This is a genomic window from Flavobacterium petrolei (assembly GCF_003314435.2).
GTDB lineage: Bacteria > Bacteroidota > Bacteroidia > Flavobacteriales > Flavobacteriaceae > Flavobacterium > Flavobacterium petrolei.
Genome location: NZ_QNVY02000003.1, coordinates 181,412 through 201,391 on the forward strand (window position 1 = coordinate 181,412; position 19,980 = coordinate 201,391).

Sequence of the window (19,980 nt, forward strand, 5' to 3'; positions counted from 1 at the left end):
TATATGAAAACTAGTACTCTTTCCTTCCCAAACCCAACAATATATTACTTCGTTGGATTTTTGAGCATCTTGTTGACATCTTGTGGCTCCTACCAAAACAGCTCTTACTATGATTCCGATGGAATTTATGGTAACGCCCCAAGAAGAGCTGTAGAAGTAGAGACGCAAAATGATCCAAATAATCAATATAAAGATTACTTTGGGTCTTTGCAAAACAACAATCAACCGGTAGAAATTTTTACAGATGTAGACAACTACAATGATTATAATATAGAAAACGACAGTCTAGACTACAACAACTATCCCGGATGGGGAAGTAATCCTCAAACCGTAAGCATAAACGTTTATGATAATGGATGGGGAATGAACAATTGGTACGGCAACAACTGGGGATGGAATGGCGGTTTCGGTTGGGGAATGAACAACTGGTACGGAAACAATTGGGGTTGGAACGGCGGTTTTGGCTGGGGGAATAACATTGGTTTCGGATGGAATAACTGGGGATGGAATAATTATTATGGTAACAATTGGGGATGGAATAACTGGGGATATTCCAATTATTACAACAATAGAGTATACACAAATAATGCAGGCAGAAGAGGATCGTATAACGCAAATACTGTAAATTCTAATCGCAATGCCTCCAATTACAACCGTAACATTAATTCATCAGTCAACAGGAGAGCTGTAAATTCCGATTATAGAAACAATAATACTAATTTTGGAAGAGGAACTTCTAATCGCATGAATCAGACCAGTCCAACTTTTTCACGAAATCAAGGACAATCACAAAATAATTCTTACAATAATCCAAGTAGAAGAGACAACACAAATGGTGTTCGCAATCAAAACAATACTCCTACAAGGTCTTACACTCCTGCTACCAGAAATGATAGCAATTCCAGATCATACAGTCCAAGCTCAAACAGCAGTTCAAGATCCAGTAATTCTGGTGGCGGTGGAGGCGGAAGATCGACTGGCGGTGGCGGAAGAGGCGGGAGAGGATAATCCGATTCGTTTTACTTACATAACACATTAAAACCTTCGAAATACATGAAAAAATATATTTTTTTATTAGCATTAGGCTTGACAGCAAGTGTTGCGCAATCACAAGAAATCTCTGATGCGATGCGTTATTCACAAGATAATTTGAACGGAACTGCCCGCTTTAGAGCAATGAGTGGTGCATTTGGTGCACTTGGTGGTGATTTGTCTTCTATTAATGTAAATCCTGCCGGTTCAGCTATTTTTAGTAATAACCAAATGGCGATTACTCTAAGTAATAACGACATTAAAAATAATTCGAATTACTTTGGGACTAACTCATCCGAGAAAACCAATTCTTTCGATTTGAACCAAGCCGGAGCTATTTTTGTGTTCAACAACAGAAATACGAATAGCAATTGGACAAAAGTTTCAATGGGTATAAATTATGAAAATACCAACAATTTTGATAATGGATTATTTTCAGCAGGAACCAATCCAAACAATTCTATAGATCAATATTTTTTGAGTTATGCTAATACTGGAAATAATGGAGCTCCCGTTCCGCAACAGTTTGTGAATAGAGAACAAGGAGAAAGCATTTCCACATTGTATTCCTTTCTAGGGCGTAATCTCCCAAACAGACAGTTTCCTAATTTAAACGGTTTTGCTGCACAGCAAGCAATGATAGCATTTTATAATCAAGGTTTTATAATCGATGCCGCTGATATAAATGACCCAAACAGTCTATACATAACAAATGTTCCTTCTGGTGGAAACTATTATCAGGAAAACTCTGTTTACAGCACAGGATACAACGGAAAACTTTCTTTTAATGCAGCAACCTCTTACAAAGACAAACTATACGTTGGATTAAACTTAAATTCGCATTTTACTGATTATCAAAAATCGTCCAGTTTTTACGAAGATAATAATGCGCCATTAACTAATAATTACACCGTTTCAAGATTGCAATTCAATAATGACTTAAACACATACGGAACTGGATTCTCGTTCCAAGTAGGAGCTATTGCAAAATTGACGAATGAAGTTCGTTTGGGATTAGCCTATGAATCTTCAACTTGGTATAAACTAACTGACGAGTTATCACAAAGTCTTATTGCCGTAAGTGCTAATACTGGCGGAGAATTAGCCCCTGACGAGGTAGACCCACAGTTTATAAATGTTTACGAAGCTTACACATTACAAACTCCAAGTAAGTTAACCGGAAGTTTCGCTTACGTTTTTGGAAAATCTGGATTAATAAGTGTTGATTATGCTCTTAAAGACTATAGCAACACTAAATTCAAACCTGAAAATGATTCGTATTTTAATGATTTAAATAGAGACATCAATTCAATATTAGATACAACTGGAGAATTAAGAATAGGCGCTGAATATAAAATAGAGGCTTTGAGCTTAAGAGCAGGATATCGTTATGAACAAAGTCCTTATAAAAATAGCGTAACAATAGGCGATTTGACTGGATATTCAGCTGGTTTAGGATATAGTTTTGGTTCAACCAAAGTAGATTTAGCATATTCTTATGCTAAAAGAAATTCTCAACAAGGATTTTTTAACCGAGGATTTACGGACGGAGCGAGTATCGATGCTATTAATAATACAGTGTCTTTATCCCTTTTATTTGAATTGTAATTTTACCAAAAAATAAAATTTAGAGTCCGTTTCGTGATTATGAAACGGATTTTTTTTAGCCCTGATAACAGTGAAAATCCTCCTGATTTTTTTCGGGAGATTACTTCACCGAGCAGTAATTTTTGTGGGAGTTCAGTGAACTTTGTTTGTAGCGTATAGCAGGAGCAGCTCCAAAAGAACATCGGCAGGAAGCCCAAACAATACCGAAAAGTATCGGGAAAGTTTGAATAAAAAATTGTAATTTTGCAAAATTCCCAAAATATCGGGATTATACTGTTATGAGAACTAAGTCTTTAAAGAAAAATAAAATTAACGTAATCACTCTTGGGTGTTCGAAAAATGTGTATGATAGTGAAGTGCTTATGGGCCAGCTTCGCGCCAGTGGCAAAGACGTACAACATGAAGCTCCAGAAGCCGAAGAAGGCAATATTATTGTTATAAACACCTGCGGATTCATTGACAATGCTAAAGCAGAATCAGTGAATATGATATTGGAATATGCTGACAAGAAAGAAAGAGGATTGGTCGACAAAGTGTTTGTTACCGGATGTCTTTCAGAACGTTACCGTCCAGATTTAGAAAAGGAAATTCCTAATGTAGACCAGTTTTTTGGAACTACTGAGTTACCACAATTATTAAAAGCATTAGGTGCAGATTATAAACATGAATTATTGGGAGAACGTTTGACTACTACCCCAAAAAATTATGCGTATTTAAAAATTTCTGAAGGTTGTGACAGACCGTGCAGCTTTTGCGCGATTCCATTGATGCGCGGAAAAAACGTTTCGCAAACCATTGAAAAATTGGTGAAAGAATCGGAAGGTTTAGCCAAAAATGGGGTGAAAGAATTAATTTTAATTGCTCAGGATTTGACCTATTATGGTTTAGATATTTACAAGAAAAGAGCTCTCGGAGAATTACTGGAAGCTTTGGTAAAAGTAGAAGGAATCGAATGGATTCGTTTACATTATGCCTTTCCTACCGGTTTCCCAATGGAAGTATTAGAAATAATGAAACGCGAGCCTAAAATTTGTAATTATATTGATATTCCGTTGCAACACATTTCAGATTCTATTTTGAAATCAATGCGTCGTGGAACCACTCAAGAAAAAACAACAAAATTATTAAAAGACTTCCGTGCGGCAGTTCCAGGAATGGCTATTCGTACTACGTTAATCGTAGGATATCCTGGAGAAACTCAAGAGGATTTCAACATATTAAAAGACTTTGTTCAGGAAATGAAGTTTGACAGAATGGGTTGTTTTGCTTATTCACATGAAGAAAATACGCATGCTTACTTACTTGAAGATGACGTTCCAGACACTGTAAAACAAGAGCGCGCTAATGAAATCATGGAATTACAATCCCAAATTTCTTGGGATTTGAACCAAGAAAAAGTTGGACAAACATTTAGATGCATCATCGACAGAAAAGAAGGTGGCCATTTTGTAGGAAGAACTGAATTTGACAGTCCTGATGTTGACAATGAAGTCCTTATTGACGCGACCAAACATTACGTAAAAACGGGTGAGTTTGTAATGATAAAAATCATTGAAGCAACAGAATTCGACTTGTACGGAGAACCAGCATAATTTTTGGGAACGATTTTTTATTCATTTTAAAACGCTATTTATGAGACTAATTCAATCTTTACTAATTTTCGCATTTGTACTATTATCGACGAATATTATTTCCGCACAATACGGGAATGGTGGATATGGAAATGGTTACGGAAATAATTACGGGAGTAATCGCCGAATGAATAGCGGAATGGATCAGTCCAGAGCTCAGGACAAACCAAAAGAAATTCCCGTTGAAGTTACCGTTGGAAAAATTATAGAAAAAATAAAACCGGAACTCACCCTAGATGCACTTCAGGAAATTGCGATCTCGAATATTCTGATGGAGAGCATAAAAACACAAGGCATGCTCATAAAAGCGGAAGTTAGCCAAGAAGATAAAATAAAAAACATTCAAGCGCTATCAGAAGTTACAGACAGAAAAATAATGGAATTGCTTAATAAAGACCAGAAGGAAAAATATACTGCAATGAATGAAGAAGCAAAAAATCCAAAAAAATCGAAAGCTAAAAAGAAAGCTAAACAATAATTTTTTTGTTAAACACAAAAATTAATTCCCAACATGAGAAAAATTTTTTACTATTTAATTTTTGCTGTTGTAATCACTTCATGCGCCACGAATCCTCACAAAAAGAGTGAGAAAATCTACGACTCTAAACTAAAAACGCTTAAAGAAACTATTTCTAAAAAGGAATCACAACCACTACCGATTATCCCTCGAGTAATAATAAATGTTGACACTTTATACACCAAACAATTGCACACGTATAAAGACACAATATTCAAAATGGGTTCAACACCACTAGAAAATGGAATTAATACGGAATGGATTGGAACTGTAAATTTTAATTTGAGAAAACCCAATTTCATTATTATCCACCATACCGCACAAGATTCATTACAACAAACTATAAAAACGTTTACAAAGATAGAGGCTCAAGTTAGTTCTCATTATGTCATTTCGGACGATGGTAAAGTGGTTCAAATGTTGAATGATTATCTTAGAGCTTGGCACGCAGGAAATGGTTCTTGGGGAAAAAATACTGATATTAATTCCACATCAATAGGAATCGAACTGGATAACAACGGAACTGAGCTGTTTTCTGAAGCGCAAATTAATAGTTTATTGGCGCTTTTGACTAAACTGAAAAAGGATTATAATATACCAGCACAAAATATCATTGGTCACGCGGATATTGCTCCAACCAGAAAAAAAGACCCTAGCGCATTATTTCCATGGAAAATTCTTGCGGAGAAAGGATTTGGAATTTGGCCTGATGAATATTTAGAAACAGCTCCTGCTGATTTTAATGTAGAACAAGGATTGCGAATCATAGGATATGACACAAAAAATTTACCAGCGGCAATTATGGCTTTCAAACTCCATTTTATTCAAACTGAAGTCAACGATCTTTTAGATGAAAAAACAATAAACACTATTTATTCTATTTATAAAAAACAATAATTATTAGTACAATCAAACTATAAAAACGGTTTTTTGAATCATTCAAAAAACCGTTTTCTTTTGCAATAATGTCACATCAAACGTAGTCAATACCCTATTGCAAATGGTTTCCGCAGCGAAAACTTAATAAAAAAAACTGCCAAAATACTTTAGAGTATCTTGGCAGCAAAAAAAAAAAAATATTATTGAGGAATTAGAAAGAATAGGTTGTTGCCAATAAAGCATAAGCGGTAACACCTTTTGGAGCAGCATCACTATTCGAAAAGATATCTTGAGATGCTGTGTCTACACGAAATTCAGGAATAATAGTTAGGTTTCCTACTTTATAATTTAATGATAAAGTATTCCCTACCACACTTGTTCCTGCTAGTACACCAAGACCCGCTGTAGCTTCTTTAGCATCCAAATATTCTAATCTGTAAGCCAAACTCAATGATTCTTTCAATGCTAAATTTGCGTATCCAACTAAAGAGAACCATTCACCATCTAAGGCACTATCAAAATCATTGTTAGTCATTGCGTACGTTCCATTAAATCCTAATGAAAAGGCATCACTCAGTTTTTTTGTTCCAACGAAGTCAAACTGCGTTTTATTTTCATCAGAAGATGGGTTGCTGCTACCTGAAGTCACATTAAAATAAGCACTTCCTGTATCTCCTAAAAAGGCAATTTGTCCAATGAAAGTTTTCTGAGAAGAACCAGCCTCTATAGCAGTTTTGAAATCAGTTGGGTTTGAAACTCCAGCCATAAAACTGACCTTTCCCGCTGTATACTGTGCTTTTACACCCGTATTAAAAAATGGTCCGTAAGTAAACGCATAGGACATACTGTAGTTTTTATTATCAACTGCGTCCAACAATTCATATCCAATGTGTGTTCCAAAACTTCCTGCAGTTACTTTGAATTTGTCTGAGAACTCATAGGTAAAATTCAATTGCTTAATCATAAAAGTAGTCGAATCGTCATTATACGTAAATTGAGCGGCTCTGCTACCAAAACCCAAATCAACAAAAACAGAAGCTTTCCCCATTTTATGAGAAGCTTCAATGGAAGCCATTCCCAATTCAAATGAATTATGAGAATTTGTAAAACTGGTTAAGCTATTATCTATTCCGGAAAAATCATATTTGTAATAAGCATCTGCTGATCCCGCAAAAGTAGTAGCAGGTGCCGGTGTTGTTTCTTGTGCAAATGTTAAAGTTGTAGTTAGCAATAATGCTATGGCTGCTAATTGGTTTTTCATCTTTAGTTGGATTTAGTTAGTAATCTAGTTGGTAATTTTTTGGCTTTGGTTAATACTATTTTGAAATTCAGGAACTCGGTATTTTAAGAAAAAAATGTTTTTTAACACCTTTTTAGACCTGAAATTTCCTTTTATCTGAGGCGAATTTATTAACTTTTATTTCACTAAAATTACTATTTACAACTTTTTTACCTTGATTTGAGAAGAATTATCAATAACGAAAAATGAACAAAAAAAAATGGATATTCCATATTTATAAAGAACTATTTTAAAAATTCAATAATCACAATTTTAGATAAACACCCTAATTTTTTATAAATAATTATTAAGCTTAATTAAAATACACATGTAAATATCAAATATTTAAATAAAATAAAACAACATACCCCTTAAAAATAGGGGTGTATTTTTTTTACTAATCAAAAACACGAAAACGATATTTATATAAAAACATTAGATTAAGATTTCATAAATTGATTCAATTGTACTAAAATTTAAACTCATTAAACCAATAATTAAACTGTGATTCCATCAGGTTAGATCCCGCTTATTTCTCTGTTTTTTTATGAAAATTTTAATAGCATAAAAAATCCTTTTTCATTAAATTTATGAGATGATTCGATTACTAATTAAGTTTTCCGTTTTGCTATTATTTGTCGCTTTTTCCTGCCTTTGGTTAAGCGATAAATTATCCATGCTTTCAAATGAAAATAATCAGGATTTATACGAACAAACCGAAAAAAATGCAGAAGAGAATACCTTAGAGAGTAAATCTAAAACCCTCTTTCTTGCTTCAATTGAAAGTATAAATTGTTTTGAATACGATTCTTTTGAGAGTAGAAAAATCAATTCTCTCGATTCGTTTCAAATCAAAGAGTTTGTTTTACAGAATCTGACTCCACCACCAGAACAAGCTTAAACCCATTTTTTTATTAAAACATTATTAATCTATGTTCCAATCCAAAAATAGAGGCATAGAAACTCCTAATTATACACACATGAAAAATTTATTTATAGCGTTCACATTTTTATTTACTACGTCTTTACTTGCTCAAACACATCAAATAGTCAAACATAATGGCGAAACGATGGATGTAAACTTTATTAAAAAAGAAAATAATATAGTGTATTACACTTTACCGCAAAGTGCTGAAGAAAAAACAATCAGTCAATATGCCGTGTCACAGCTGAATGAAAAATCAAAAAGTGCTTCTGCAATCCTATCTGAAAAAATTCAACTGAATGGAAAATCTGACTATAAAAAGGTTGTTGTGCTAGAGAAACATCAAACTGAAGGATTGACAGAATCTGGAATAATCACGAGCTTTTACGGTGGATTAAAAGGAGAATCACCTTTATCATTTTCAGATAGCGGTGAAAAACGATTGAAGGAGAATGCTGCACTAAAAGAATCTCCATTTATCGTAATTATTTCCAATAATCCGAAAGATTTAAAAGCTATATTATATACCTATTAGTAGAACAAAATAATAGCTACCTATTGGCAACTGCCATTAATATGTAGTTATTCAATAAAAAAATCGAGAACAGATTTGTTACAATTACAAATCCTGTTCTCGATTCTTTATTTATAAGACATCCTAAACACTTGTATTCTAGACCAAATCTGTATTGAAATAGTCTTGTTCCTGTTACCGATAATCGTTTATTCGATAACTAAGGATTTCATATTCATAAATTCTTTGATTCCTATTGCACCTAGTTCTCTTCCATAACCTGATTTTTTTATTCCTCCAAAAGGAACTCTGGAATCTGAACGTACCAAAGAATTTACGAATACATTTCCCGCTTCAATTTCCCGCGACAGTTGATACGCATTTTCACGGTCTTCGGTCCAGATTGCCGCGGCCAAACCATACCTGTGATTATTAGCAATAGCGACTGCGTCATTTGCATCTTTCGCTCTAATAATAGTAGCTAATGGTCCAAAAGTTTCTTCCTGGAACGCAACATTATTTGAATCCACAAAATCAATTAATGTGGGTTGGAAATTACAATTCTCCCGCTCTCCGCCTACAAGTAGTTTCGCTCCTTGTTGCAGTGATTTTGCCAATTGAGCTTCCAATTTTTCTGCTAAGTCCAATCGTGCTAATGGTCCCATTTGAATTCCTTGCTGTAAGGGATTTCCTTGTTGCAGCAATTGTACTTTTTGCATAAAAAGAGCAGCGAATTCATCCGCAACTTTTTCAGTAACGATAAAACGTTTGGCACAAATACAAGCTTGACCTGCGTTCAACATCCTGGATTGTGTAGCTACAGTTGCGGCTTTTTCAAGATCAGCATCATTCAAAACTATAAAAGCATCTGAACCGCCTAATTCCATAACCGATTTCTTGATATGCTTTCCTGCTAATGCAGCCACAGATGACCCTGCCAATTCACTTCCTGTCAAAGTGATACCACAAACACTATTCAAAGCGATGACACTTTCTACTTGAGGAATATCAATAGTAATTTCTTGGAAAACACCTTCGGGAAAACCAGCTTCTAAAAAAGCACTTTCTATTGCTTTGGCACAGCCTATAACATTTGGCGCATGCTTTAAAAGCGTCACATTGCCCGCCATAATTGCCGGAGCGGCATATCGTAACACTTGCCAGAAAGGATAATTCCAAGGCATAATGGCAAAAACAGCTCCCATCGGATCATAAACCGACATGCTTTTGAAAGAAGTATCGTAATATTCGTCTTTCAACATTTCCGCTGCATGCTCAGCATAAAAATCACAATTTCCTGCTGATTTTTCGACTTCTGCTATACTTTCAGAGATAATCTTACCCATTTCATTTGTAATCAGCAATCCAAATTTCTCCTTGTTTACACGGAGAATATTAGCTAGTTTAAGCATCTTGTCTGCTCTTTCTTGGAAAGAAGTTTTGCTCCAGTTTTTAAAAGCATTTTCTGATAATTGCAATTTTTGATTCAATTGCGCATTCGTTAATACTTCATGCTCTGCAATCACTTCTTGTGAAAATGGATTTATCGATTTAAATATCATGGTATTTATATTTTAAATTCTTTACGACTTAGGTATTAGAAATCCAGTAATCAATGAGGTAACAGTTAACTTTTTTAATTTAAAAGAAGAAACTAAAAAGATAAGCAAAAGTACGTAAATCAAGAATCTTAAGTACTTATTGTTTTAAATTTGATGAATTGATTTCCATAAAGATAATGTCCAACAATTCGAATATTTTTTCTTTATCCAATGGTTTCGTAATGTAGTCCATAAAACCAAATTGCATGATTCGCTCTCTGTCTTCAAAGGATGAATAAGCCGTTTGAGCAATAACGGGAAGTTCTGGTTTAAATACTTTTATCTGTGCAAATGCTTCAAAACCGTTTAAGACCGGCATTTTTATATCCATAAAAACTAAACTAATATCCGGATTTTCAGCACATATAGTAACAGCTTCCTGACCGTTAAATGCTCGTAAAACAGTGTGGTTTTTTGATTCAATAATTTTCTTTAACAACAAGAAATTGATATTATCATCTTCTGCTATCAAAATAATTTTATTCTCATAATTCCCAGAAAAAGATATTTTTTTTCTTGGCGTACTTTTTACTACAGTTTGATCATACTTTAAGGGTATAGTAAATGTAAAAATAGATCCAATCCCCATAGTCGATTTTACACTTATTTCTCCGCCCAACATTTCAACATATGCCTTAGTAATGGACAAACCAAGTCCTAATCCTTTCATTTCGGTACTCGCGTTATCTTCAATTCTTCTGAATCTGTCAAAGATAACTTTTGAGTAATCCTGGCTAATTCCTAAACCAGAATCTTGAATCGTAAAGACTACAACTTCTTTTTCTTTATTTATTTCATATCCAAAAGACACGAAACCTTTTTCGGTAAATTTTACTGCGTTTGTTACTAAATTTACAATAATCTGTTTCAGTTTTGTTTCATCAGTTAAGATGTTTTTTGGGTTTTTATCTGCACTTTCTACTACAAAAAACTCAATTTCTTTTTCTTTTGGAATCGTTATTTTAATAGACTTATGCAAATCGGCCATACATTTTTCTAATTCTAAGCCTTTGTAATTTGGCGTGATTTGCTTAGCATCAATTCTGGACATTTCAATTAAATCCTCAATTATTGAAACCAAACTACTTCCGCTATTTCTGATGATTTTCAAATATTCGGCTTTCTCATTTTCTGTCAGATTAGCATCCGTCAATAAATCACTAAAACCCATAATGGCATTCATAGGAGTTCTGATTTCATGCGATAAATTAGCTAAGAATGATGATTTTAACGTATCACTTTCCTCTGCTTTTTGCTTGGCGATTTCTAATTGCTGCCTTTGGTTATTATTTTCTTCAAAAAGATTTCCAATATAACCAAACTCCCCTTTGGATTTTCTTAAACTATTTATCGACTCAACATTTCCAGTTTCCAAGATATTCTTGATTAACTTTAAAGGATTGTAAACCCATTTTTTAGTGTAATAAATAAAAATAAGCATGTTTATTATCGAGGCCACAACAACTATAAAAAGAATTTCTTTTGTTTTGTTATAATTTAAATTAAAGGGTCTTTTAAAAAGGAATTTACTTACCACTTTATTTTTCCAATCTTTTAAATCCAAAAGTACAACAACAAAATCAACCTCGGGATTCACCACATAATCAGCAGCAATCAATTTAACTTTAGAGCTGCTGATATTACCTAATGAAGACGAAAAAGTTTCATCTAAAAGTCTGGCCATAAAGAAATAGCCTGATGGTTTTGTTTTACGTTTTTTTGGATCTCCCGAAGGATGAATTGTTGCGGCAAAAACCTCAACGATACCTTCAGGAATTTTCAAATAAAATTTTTTAAGTTTAGATTTATAAAGTACGGCCATCATCTCTTTTGGAATAAAATCAAAACTTTTAATCCTGCTTGATGTGGTCTTATTTATTAAATTCCGGTCCAAATCATAAATTCCTATATAATCCATTTCATAGGATTCAAATTCACTTGCTATAAAATGATTGTACCAGTTTTCATCCTTAGATTTTGTAAAATTGACTAGTGCATCCCAAAACGTAACATCGATAATTGTTGCTGTAGGTGTTTTAGAGTTAAGCCTAAATAACGATCTTATTTCTCTATCATATTGCTCATAGGTAGTTTTATAAAAGCGCTCTTCTTCCTTAAGGGTATAAATATAGAGTGACGTGTATAGTAAAAAAAAGAAAACAGTCGTTGAAGCAATCAACAACAATAATTTAAAATAAGTATTTAGGCTACACAATCTGTTCATAAAAATTAGTACAAGTCAAAAATAGATTCTAAAAACCTTACACATAATTTTGTAGGATATGTCACTTTTTTTTGCAGGCGCAAGATAAACTTTTTTATCATAAAAAAAGCCAACCGTTCAAACAAATGTAGTTTATCACCAGCACGATTAATTATTCAGATAAAATATTCCATAACGTAATTTGGCTATACTTTACTTCAAGATTTACTTAGTAGCGGGCATTGAAGTTTTTATCGCATTGTTTGTTTTTTAAACTTTGTTTCCTTTCAACCTCAATTCCAATTGATAATTATTCCAAAATCAAGAAAAAGCATTTCTCTTACCAACACTAAACTGAAGATTTAAAAGCACATGCAAACAAAATCATTAAATCGTTTCCTGCTTTTGGAAGTTCGTTTTAGCATCTCCGATTTAATTTAAAATTAGTAATTATTCGAAATTTAATTTATAAATTTAATCGTCCAAAAAAAACACATTTACCTTTAAATCAAATTGTTATATGTTTAATTATTGGTATTAATTCTATTTAATTTAAAAACAAAAATCATGAAAATACTTATTCTTTATGGTACTACAGAAGGGCAAACCCGCAAAATTGCACATTTCATGGAAGCTATATTACATAATGCGGGACATCAGATAACAATAGCTGATACAACCGCCGAAACACCGTCAACAAATGGATACGATGCAGTTTTAATTGGTTCTTCCATACACATGCACAAATACCAATCATCCGTCAAGCATTATATTAAAAAACATGTTGCTCATTTAAATCAAATGCCAAGTGCTTTTTTCTCAGTATCCCTTGCTGCGGCATCTGGTCTTGAGGATGAACAACGAGAAGTTCAAAAAATAACAACTCATTTTCTGGAACAAACCGGCTGGAAGCCTTTGATGACTTCCCAAGTTGCAGGCGCCTTGAAATACACTGAATATGATTATTTCAAACGTCTTATCATGAAATTGATTTCTAAAAAAGAAGGCGGCGCAACGGATACCTCACAGGATTATGAATATACTGATTGGGATGAAGTGACAAAATTTGTAAATGAATTTTCAAATAAAATATCTAACAAGTCATAATTTATATATTTTAGCTATTAAATAAACTTTTATTCAGTGTTAACAATAACATTATGAGAAAAAATCGCTACTCCCTTTTTTTAGTCCTAATATTGACAATTACTTATTCAGTATGTTTCGCTCAAGCAAAAGCTTCAAAAGAACCGGAATACAAATACGTTCCAGACAATCAGGAATTATACAACACTATAGTTGCCATGGACAGTACTTTTTTCTACGCATACAATACTTGTGATTTAAACAAACAAGCAGCCATTTATTCAGATAATATTGAATTTTACCATGATAAAGGAGGCTTAATGACTGTTAAGCAAGACTTAATCGAGGGTACTAGAAACAACATCTGTGGTAAAGTAACCCGGGAATTAGTAAAAGGAAGTATTGAGGTTTATCCCGTTAAAGATTTTGGTGCAATAGAAATGGGGCTTCATAAATTTCATAATAATACTGAGAAAGAAAACACACCATCTCATCCCAGTAAATTTATCATTTTTTGGAAAAACAATAATAATATCTGGACTATCACAAAAGTGGTTAGTTTGCATTAATAGGCATTGCAATACACAAAAAAACCACCTGCAGCAGGTGGTTTTTCAATTCTTATAAAATGCTACAAAGGAATATTTCCGTGTTTTCTATTAGGAGTAATGCTCTCTTTATTTTCGAGCATACTAAACGCTTTTATCAATTTGCGTCGGGTGTCTTGCGGTAAGATTACCTCATCTACAAAACCACGTTGTGCTGCAGTGTACGGATTCGCAAACAAATCAGCATATTCCGCTTCCTTTTCTAAGAGTTTTGCTTCATGATCTTCGGCTTCGCTAATTTCTTTTTTAAAGATAATTTCTGAGGCACCTTTGGCTCCCATCACTGCAATTTCGGCAGTTGGCCACGCAAAATTCATGTCGGCACCAATGTGTTTCGAGTTCATTACATCATACGCACCACCATAAGCTTTACGCGTAATTACAGTTACTCTCGGAACTGTTGCTTCGCTTAAAGCATATAACAATTTTGCACCGTGAACGATAATCCCATTCCACTCTTGATCGGTTCCCGGCAAAAATCCCGGTACATCCACCAAAACTAATAACGGAATATTAAAACAATCGCAAAAACGGGTAAATCTTGCCGCTTTTTTCGAACTGTTCACATCCAGACATCCAGCTAAAATCATCGGTTGGTTGGCTATAATTCCAATGCTTTTTCCTCCCAATCGAGCAAAACCCACAAGGATATTTTCGGCATAATTTTTATGAATTTCATAAAAGGAATCCTCGTCAATAATTCCACCAATCACCTCATGCATATCATAAGGTTTGTTGGGATTATCAGGAATAATAGTCGCTAATTTGGTACGAACTTCGTCATTCAGTTCATAAGGTAAATTATGTGCTTTTTCTTTGTTACTCTGTGGCAAATAGCTCAACAAGCGTTTCAAATCTTCCAGACACTCCACATCATTGGTAGAAGTAATATGCGCCACACCCGATTTAGTGGAATGCGAACTTGCACCACCCAATTCCTCCGAAGTCACGGTTTCATTGGTTACGGTTTTCACCACATTCGGACCCGTAACGAACATATAACTGGTATCTTCAACCATCATGGTAAAATCAGTCATGGCTGGAGAATACACGGCACCACCGGCACAGGGTCCCATAACAGCAGAGATTTGCGGAATCACACCGCTGGCTTGTACGTTTCTGTAAAAAATATCAGCATAACCACCCAAAGAACGAACACCTTCCTGAATACGTGCTCCACCAGAATCATTCAGTCCAATCATGGGCGCTCCCATTTTGACCGCCATATCCATAACTTTACAGATTTTCTCAGCATGAGTTTCGGATAACGAACCACCAAAAACCGTAAAATCCTGAGCGAAAATATAAACCAATCTACCATTTATGGTTCCGTATCCGGTAATGACTCCATCCCCGTAATACAGTTCTTTTTCCATTCCAAAATCAGATGTTCGGTGCGTCACCAACATCCCTATTTCTTCAAAAGAACCTTCGTCCATCAAATAATTGACACGTTCTCTTGCCGTCAGTTTTTTATTCGAATGTTGTTTTGCTATTCTGTTTTTACCTCCACCTAAATGAGCTTCGGCAATTTTATGATTTAATGTATCAATTTTGTCTTTCATACTATTCTTTTTTTAACCGCTAATCCGCTAATTTTTTTTTTAAAATCATTGTTTAATTTAGTAAGCGTACGATTTTTTGATCTTCAAAATATTGTTTCAAAGCGACCTTCGCAGCGATTTCGGCTTCTTGCGCTATTTGATTTTTTAACATTGCGGCACTGTAGTAATTCTTTACAAAATGCGTGTCAAATTTTCCGGAACGAAACGCCTCATGTTCAAAAACAAATTTCCCAAAAGGCAATGTTGTCTGCACGCCTTCCACATGATAATCTTCAATGGCCTTAATCATAATTTGAATCGCTTCCTCGCGAGTTTCTCCATATGTGATTAATTTGGCCAACATTGGATCATAATAAATAGGAATATCCATACCTTGCTCAAAACCGTTATCCACACGAATTCCTTCGCCAACAGGCAATTGATAGACATCCAAATGACCCACACTAGGCAAGAAATCATTCATAGGATCTTCGGCATACACACGCAATTCCATCGCGTGTCCTTTTATTTTCAAGTCTTCTTGTTTAATTGCTAATTCTTCACCTCTGGCCACTCTGATTTGGAGTTCGACCAAATCGGTACCGGTAATCCATTCCGTAACTGGATGTTCCACCTGCAAACGCGTATTCATTTCTAAGAAGTAGAAATTGTTATTTTCGTCCAATAAAAACTCTACAGTTCCAGCTCCTAAATAATCACAGGATTTAGCTACTAAAACGGCTGCTTCACCCATTTTTTTGCGTAATTCTGGTGTTAAAACCGAAGAAGGTGCTTCTTCTATTACTTTTTGATGACGACGCTGGATGCTGCATTCTCTTTCGAATAAATACAGTACATTACCGTGACTGTCTGCCATAACTTGGATTTCGATATGTCTTGGTGAACCCACATATTTTTCGATAAAAACGGAACCATCTCCGAAAGCAGCAATCGCTTCACTAATAGCGCGATCCATTTGAGATTCAAAATCAGCTTCGCTTTCTACCACACGCATTCCTTTTCCTCCACCACCTGCTGAAGCTTTAATCAGTATTGGAAAACCAACTTCCTTGGCAATGACTTTTGCTTTTTCAACATCCGTAATGGCTTCATCAAAACCGGGAACCATTGGAATATTGTATTGCTTAACGGCATCTTTCGCCGCTAATTTACTTCCCATGATTTTTATCGCTTTTGACTTTGGACCAATAAAAATGATGTTGTTTTTTTCGGCTTCTTCAGCAAAATCTGCATTTTCACTCAGGAAACCATAACCGGGATGAATAGCATCCACGTTTAAAGATTTAGCAACCTCTATGATTTTACTTCCTAACAAATACGATTGACTCGAAGGGGCGCCTCCAATCCAAACGGCTTCATCTGCAAATTTTACGTGCGGTGCATTTCTGTCGGCAGTTGAATACACTGCTACGGTTTTTATGCCCATTTTTTGTGCGGTTTTCATCACCCTGATAGCGATTTCCCCTCTATTGGCAACTAGTATTTTTTTCATATTTTAAATAGATAAAAGAAGTGAGACCGCTTCGCTAATAGAATCAAGATAAATTATATCTAACTATTTTCTTGGTTCTTTCTTCTTACTTCTTACTTTTTCTCGTTACTCGAATTCAATTAACAACTGTCCTTTATCAACAGCATCTCCCATCGCAACCGAAATCGATTTGATAATACCATCGCGCGGAGAAAGGAAACTATTTTCCATTTTCATCGCTCCCAGAATAATTAAATTATCGTTTTCTTTTACCTCCTGCCCCACCACAACACTGATTTCCAGAATCAATCCGGGCATAGGTGCTTTGATAAAATTGACTTGTTTGGCAAGTCCTGTTTCGAATCCCATTTCTTTGATTAAAATATCCAAAGGATTTGAAATAGCAACGGTATACGTGTTGTTGTTTACCTTGACGGTGTAGTTTTTTTGAAGAAAATCAGAAGCGATGATTTCCGCTTGAAAAGGAGTGTTTTCGTGTAAAACATGGAATTTATTCGTTTCCACACGCACTGCATCCAGTTGTGAAACACTTTCCTTTTCCAAATCAAAATGAAAAGTGTCGTTTACATTAACTTTATAACCAATACTCATTTGTTTCTATTTTAGAATCGTAAAAATAAGTAAAAGAAAACGTTTTCGTAAACCTAAAATTAAATTTTATGCTAAATAGATATAGTTATATGAAATAAATTTATAAGACTAATAATCCAAACTCTCTAAGACTTTTAATAGGTTTTGAGTACCAAAATAATTCAAAGTCTTCTAAATGCGATTCAAAATCAGCTTTAACTTCCTGAAAAGTGGAGATTTTAGCGTTAGAAACGGAGATTTTCAAAAGCATTTCTACCAACCATTCTCCTTCATTTTTATTAGTTTGAATATTGAAACTTTCTCTTTTATCATGAAAAGTCAAAGTCATCATCTCCCAGGAATTTCCTTTTTTGGATTTCGTGAAATGTTCCACAAATGGTTTTCCACCTAACCAAACGATTTTGGCTGTAGGCTTGATGTTGAAATCCTCGTCTTCTTGTAAAGCGTCAAAAATAAAATCAGGTGAAATTTTAGTCTTTGGAATTTTAAATTCGAACCAATCCTGCAGTTCATAATCAAAACATATTCCGTGCATGAAATTGAACAAGGATTTCTTGAGTCCAAAACTGAATTTATCATGATCGATTCCTGTTGAGTCGGTATAATTAATATCGTTATTAGCAAAAGTTCCAATTGCTTCGGTTTCTTTTATCACACCAAATCTCTCTGGATACAAGCCTACTGGACTGTGCGCAGTCATCGCAAACTGATGCCAAAATCCGGATTGCAAAACGCCTACCTCAAATAATTGACGCACCATTTCGAGACTGTCTATCGTTTCCTGAATGGTTTGTGTAGGATAACCGTACATCAAATACGCATGAATCATTACGCCTGCTTCGGTAAAATTTCGAGTAACTTTTGCAACTTGTTCCACTGTTACGCCTTTGTCAATTAGTTTCAATAAGCGATCCGAAGCCACTTCCAGTCCACCAGAAACGGCGATACAACCGGAAGCTTTTAGAAGCAAACACAAATCTTTTGTAAAACTTTTTTCGAATCGAATGTTCGTCCACCAAGTAACCGCTAATTTCCTTCGAAGGATTTCGAGAGCTAGAGCGCGCATCAAAGCCGGAGGTGCCGCTTCATCTACAAAATGAAATCCATTCTCGCCTGTTTTGGCAATCATTTCTTCCATTCGATCACACAATAAATTGGCAGCAACGGGTTCATACAATTTAATATAATCTAATGAAATATCACAAAATGTACATTTACCCCAATAGCAACCGTGCGCCATGGTGAGTTTGTTCCAGCGGCCATCACTCCACATTCGGTGCATAGGATTCACAATTTCGATAACCGAAATGTATTTATCCAAAAGCAAATCCGAATAATCGGGAGTTCCCACTTGCGATTGTTTATAATCGTGTTTTACGGAATTATTTTTATAAACTACTTCCGTGCCTTCCAGCAGAAAAGTTCGTTTATAGGAATTATAATCTTTATTTTCAATATTGGAAATTAATTCTTCAATTGGCATTTCGCCATCATCCAACGTAATAAAATCGAAAAACTCAAAAACGCGAGCATCCGAAAGCGAACGCAATTCGGTATTTGGAAAACCACCTCCCATTGAAATCTTAATGCTCGGATAATACTTTTTGACCCATTGCGCAGAACGAAAAGCAGAATATAAATTCCCCGGAAACGGAACTGAAATCAAAAATAATGTAGGTTGAATGGTTTCGATTCGTTCTTTTAAAATAGAAAGAAGAATGGTATCAATATACGTTGGCTCTTGTTGTAAGGCTTCGTACAATTCGTCAAAAGAATTAGCACTTCGTCCCAAACGTTCTGCATAGCGGCTAAAACCAAAATTAGAATCGACACATTCCACAATAAAATCAGAAATATCTTCGAGATACAAAGTCGCTAAATGCTTCGCTTTATCCTGTGTTCCCATAGTTCCAAAAGCCCAATCCAATTCTTCCAATTGTGCAAACCGAGACGCTTCCGGCAAGAAATATTCCTGACAAATTTGAAGCGCTAATGTTGGGTTTTTCCCTTGAAGGAAAGCAATAACAGGATCTATAGTTTTAAGGTATTCATCTTGCAAGGCGAGAATCCTCTTGGAATTATCTGAAATGGTATGATTTGGAACTTTAAACTTTAAACCTCCAACTTCAAACAAATTTTGCAAACCTTCTTTCGAAAACAATTTCAAAATCACTTCGATTCCCAAATCTGCTTGAACAGACTCAATGTTTTTGGTATTCAGAAACCCTTTGATATATGCAGTTGCAGGATACGGTGTATTCAGTTGGGTAAAAGGCGGCGTGATTACAAATAATTTGGTTTTCAAAAGAAATAAGTTTGATGCAAAAATAAGGGATAATTCTGTTCTTTTTAGGAAAAGATTTTTGAGATGCCATTTCTATTTTTAATGTTTGATCGTTGGATGGATTGTGTAGATATTTAATTAGATTTGTCAGGCTATAAATCTTAC

At 34.7% G+C, this 19,980-nt stretch carries 16 protein-coding genes; 9 read left to right on the top strand and 7 right to left on the bottom strand.

Features of this window, described 5'->3' with window-relative positions; all coding sequences use genetic code 11:
- Positions 1-3 precede the first annotated feature (3 nt).
- The 5 genes from DR871_RS10245 (at position 4) to DR871_RS10265 (ending at position 5,685) form a co-directional block, all read left to right on the top strand.
- On the top strand, positions 4-1,008 hold the full coding sequence (locus DR871_RS10245; protein ID WP_113666203.1) for a hypothetical protein: 1,005 nt from the start codon (positions 4-6) through the stop codon (positions 1,006-1,008).
- Positions 1,009-1,053: 45 nt separating this feature from the next.
- Positions 1,054-2,640, top strand: coding sequence for an OmpP1/FadL family transporter (locus tag DR871_RS10250; protein ID WP_113666204.1), 1,587 nt, complete (start codon positions 1,054-1,056; stop codon positions 2,638-2,640).
- 278 nt (positions 2,641-2,918) lie between these two features.
- Positions 2,919-4,232, top strand: a complete 1,314-nt coding sequence (rimO, locus tag DR871_RS10255) for a 30S ribosomal protein S12 methylthiotransferase RimO (RefSeq protein ID WP_113666205.1) — start codon at positions 2,919-2,921, stop codon at positions 4,230-4,232.
- A 40-nt stretch (positions 4,233-4,272) separates the two neighbouring features.
- Entirely contained in the window at positions 4,273-4,749 is a 477-nt protein-coding gene (locus DR871_RS10260; RefSeq protein WP_113666206.1) for a hypothetical protein, read from the top strand.
- 33 nt (positions 4,750-4,782) lie between these two features.
- The gene (locus DR871_RS10265) at positions 4,783-5,685 is read left to right on the top strand and encodes an N-acetylmuramoyl-L-alanine amidase (RefSeq protein WP_113666207.1); all 903 of its coding nucleotides are present in this window, start codon (positions 4,783-4,785) and stop codon (positions 5,683-5,685) included.
- A 193-nt stretch (positions 5,686-5,878) separates the two neighbouring features.
- Here DR871_RS10265 and DR871_RS10270 read toward each other — a convergent pair whose 3' ends face one another.
- A complete protein-coding gene (locus DR871_RS10270; RefSeq protein ID WP_113666208.1) occupies positions 5,879-6,928 on the bottom strand; it encodes an outer membrane beta-barrel protein in 1,050 nt (349 codons plus the stop codon).
- A gap of 613 nt (positions 6,929-7,541) precedes the next feature.
- Here DR871_RS10270 and DR871_RS10275 point away from each other — a divergent pair.
- Both DR871_RS10275 and DR871_RS10280 read left to right on the top strand, forming a co-directional pair.
- Positions 7,542-7,847: a hypothetical protein gene (locus DR871_RS10275; RefSeq protein ID WP_129752538.1), complete on the top strand. Its 306-nt coding sequence runs from the start codon at positions 7,542-7,544 to the stop codon at positions 7,845-7,847.
- 79 nt (positions 7,848-7,926) lie between these two features.
- The gene (locus tag DR871_RS10280; protein WP_129752539.1) at positions 7,927-8,406 is read left to right on the top strand and encodes a hypothetical protein; all 480 of its coding nucleotides are present in this window, start codon (positions 7,927-7,929) and stop codon (positions 8,404-8,406) included.
- Positions 8,407-8,594: 188 nt separating this feature from the next.
- On the opposite strand, the gene DR871_RS10285 is transcribed toward DR871_RS10280, so the two are convergent.
- Positions 8,595-9,947: an NAD-dependent succinate-semialdehyde dehydrogenase gene (locus DR871_RS10285; RefSeq protein ID WP_113666211.1), complete on the bottom strand. Its 1,353-nt coding sequence runs from the start codon at positions 9,945-9,947 to the stop codon at positions 8,595-8,597.
- 136 nt (positions 9,948-10,083) lie between these two features.
- Complete coding sequence (locus DR871_RS10290; protein ID WP_165355326.1) at positions 10,084-12,165, bottom strand: ATP-binding protein; 2,082 nt, start codon at positions 12,163-12,165, stop codon at positions 10,084-10,086.
- A gap of 591 nt (positions 12,166-12,756) precedes the next feature.
- On the opposite strand from DR871_RS10290, the gene hemG reads away from it, so the two are divergent.
- Both hemG and DR871_RS10300 read left to right on the top strand, forming a co-directional pair.
- On the top strand, positions 12,757-13,296 hold the full coding sequence (gene hemG / locus DR871_RS10295) for a menaquinone-dependent protoporphyrinogen IX dehydrogenase (protein WP_113666213.1): 540 nt from the start codon (positions 12,757-12,759) through the stop codon (positions 13,294-13,296).
- A 53-nt stretch (positions 13,297-13,349) separates the two neighbouring features.
- Positions 13,350-13,844 (top strand): nuclear transport factor 2 family protein, encoded by a 495-nt coding sequence (locus DR871_RS10300; protein WP_113666214.1) that lies wholly within the window; start codon positions 13,350-13,352, stop codon positions 13,842-13,844.
- A gap of 62 nt (positions 13,845-13,906) precedes the next feature.
- Here the strand turns inward: DR871_RS10300 and DR871_RS10305 are convergent, their stop codons facing one another.
- From DR871_RS10305 to DR871_RS10320, 4 genes are all read right to left on the bottom strand, one after another.
- Positions 13,907-15,448, bottom strand: a complete 1,542-nt coding sequence (locus DR871_RS10305; RefSeq protein WP_113666215.1) for an acyl-CoA carboxylase subunit beta — start codon at positions 15,446-15,448, stop codon at positions 13,907-13,909.
- A gap of 52 nt (positions 15,449-15,500) precedes the next feature.
- Positions 15,501-16,940 carry an acetyl-CoA carboxylase biotin carboxylase subunit gene (accC, locus tag DR871_RS10310; protein WP_113666216.1) on the bottom strand — a complete coding sequence of 480 codons (1,440 nt, stop codon included), beginning with the start codon at positions 16,938-16,940 and terminating at the stop codon, positions 15,501-15,503.
- Between the two features lie 105 nt (positions 16,941-17,045).
- Entirely contained in the window at positions 17,046-17,531 is a 486-nt protein-coding gene (locus DR871_RS10315) for an acetyl-CoA carboxylase biotin carboxyl carrier protein subunit (protein WP_113666217.1), read from the bottom strand.
- A gap of 100 nt (positions 17,532-17,631) precedes the next feature.
- Positions 17,632-19,836: a B12-binding domain-containing radical SAM protein gene (locus DR871_RS10320; protein WP_113666218.1), complete on the bottom strand. Its 2,205-nt coding sequence runs from the start codon at positions 19,834-19,836 to the stop codon at positions 17,632-17,634.
- Positions 19,837-19,980: the final 144 nt, after the last annotated feature.

Bases quoted from the DNA above. Each gene is read 5' to 3' on its own strand.
- DR871_RS10245 (WP_113666203.1), top strand. From the start codon at position 4: ATGAAAACTAGTACTCTTTCCTTCCCAAACCCAACAATATATTACTTC.
- DR871_RS10250 (WP_113666204.1), top strand. From the start codon at position 1,054: ATGAAAAAATATATTTTTTTATTAGCATTAGGCTTGACAGCAAGTGTT.
- rimO (WP_113666205.1), top strand. From the start codon at position 2,919: ATGAGAACTAAGTCTTTAAAGAAAAATAAAATTAACGTAATCACTCTT.
- DR871_RS10260 (WP_113666206.1), top strand. From the start codon at position 4,273: ATGAGACTAATTCAATCTTTACTAATTTTCGCATTTGTACTATTATCG.
- DR871_RS10265 (WP_113666207.1), top strand. From the start codon at position 4,783: ATGAGAAAAATTTTTTACTATTTAATTTTTGCTGTTGTAATCACTTCA.
- DR871_RS10270 (WP_113666208.1), bottom strand. From the start codon at position 6,928: ATGAAAAACCAATTAGCAGCCATAGCATTATTGCTAACTACAACTTTA.
- DR871_RS10275 (WP_129752538.1), top strand. From the start codon at position 7,542: ATGATTCGATTACTAATTAAGTTTTCCGTTTTGCTATTATTTGTCGCT.
- DR871_RS10280 (WP_129752539.1), top strand. From the start codon at position 7,927: ATGAAAAATTTATTTATAGCGTTCACATTTTTATTTACTACGTCTTTA.
- DR871_RS10285 (WP_113666211.1), bottom strand. From the start codon at position 9,947: ATGATATTTAAATCGATAAATCCATTTTCACAAGAAGTGATTGCAGAG.
- hemG (WP_113666213.1), top strand. From the start codon at position 12,757: ATGAAAATACTTATTCTTTATGGTACTACAGAAGGGCAAACCCGCAAA.
- DR871_RS10300 (WP_113666214.1), top strand. From the start codon at position 13,350: ATGAGAAAAAATCGCTACTCCCTTTTTTTAGTCCTAATATTGACAATT.
- DR871_RS10305 (WP_113666215.1), bottom strand. From the start codon at position 15,448: ATGAAAGACAAAATTGATACATTAAATCATAAAATTGCCGAAGCTCAT.
- accC (WP_113666216.1), bottom strand. From the start codon at position 16,940: ATGAAAAAAATACTAGTTGCCAATAGAGGGGAAATCGCTATCAGGGTG.
- DR871_RS10315 (WP_113666217.1), bottom strand. From the start codon at position 17,531: ATGAGTATTGGTTATAAAGTTAATGTAAACGACACTTTTCATTTTGAT.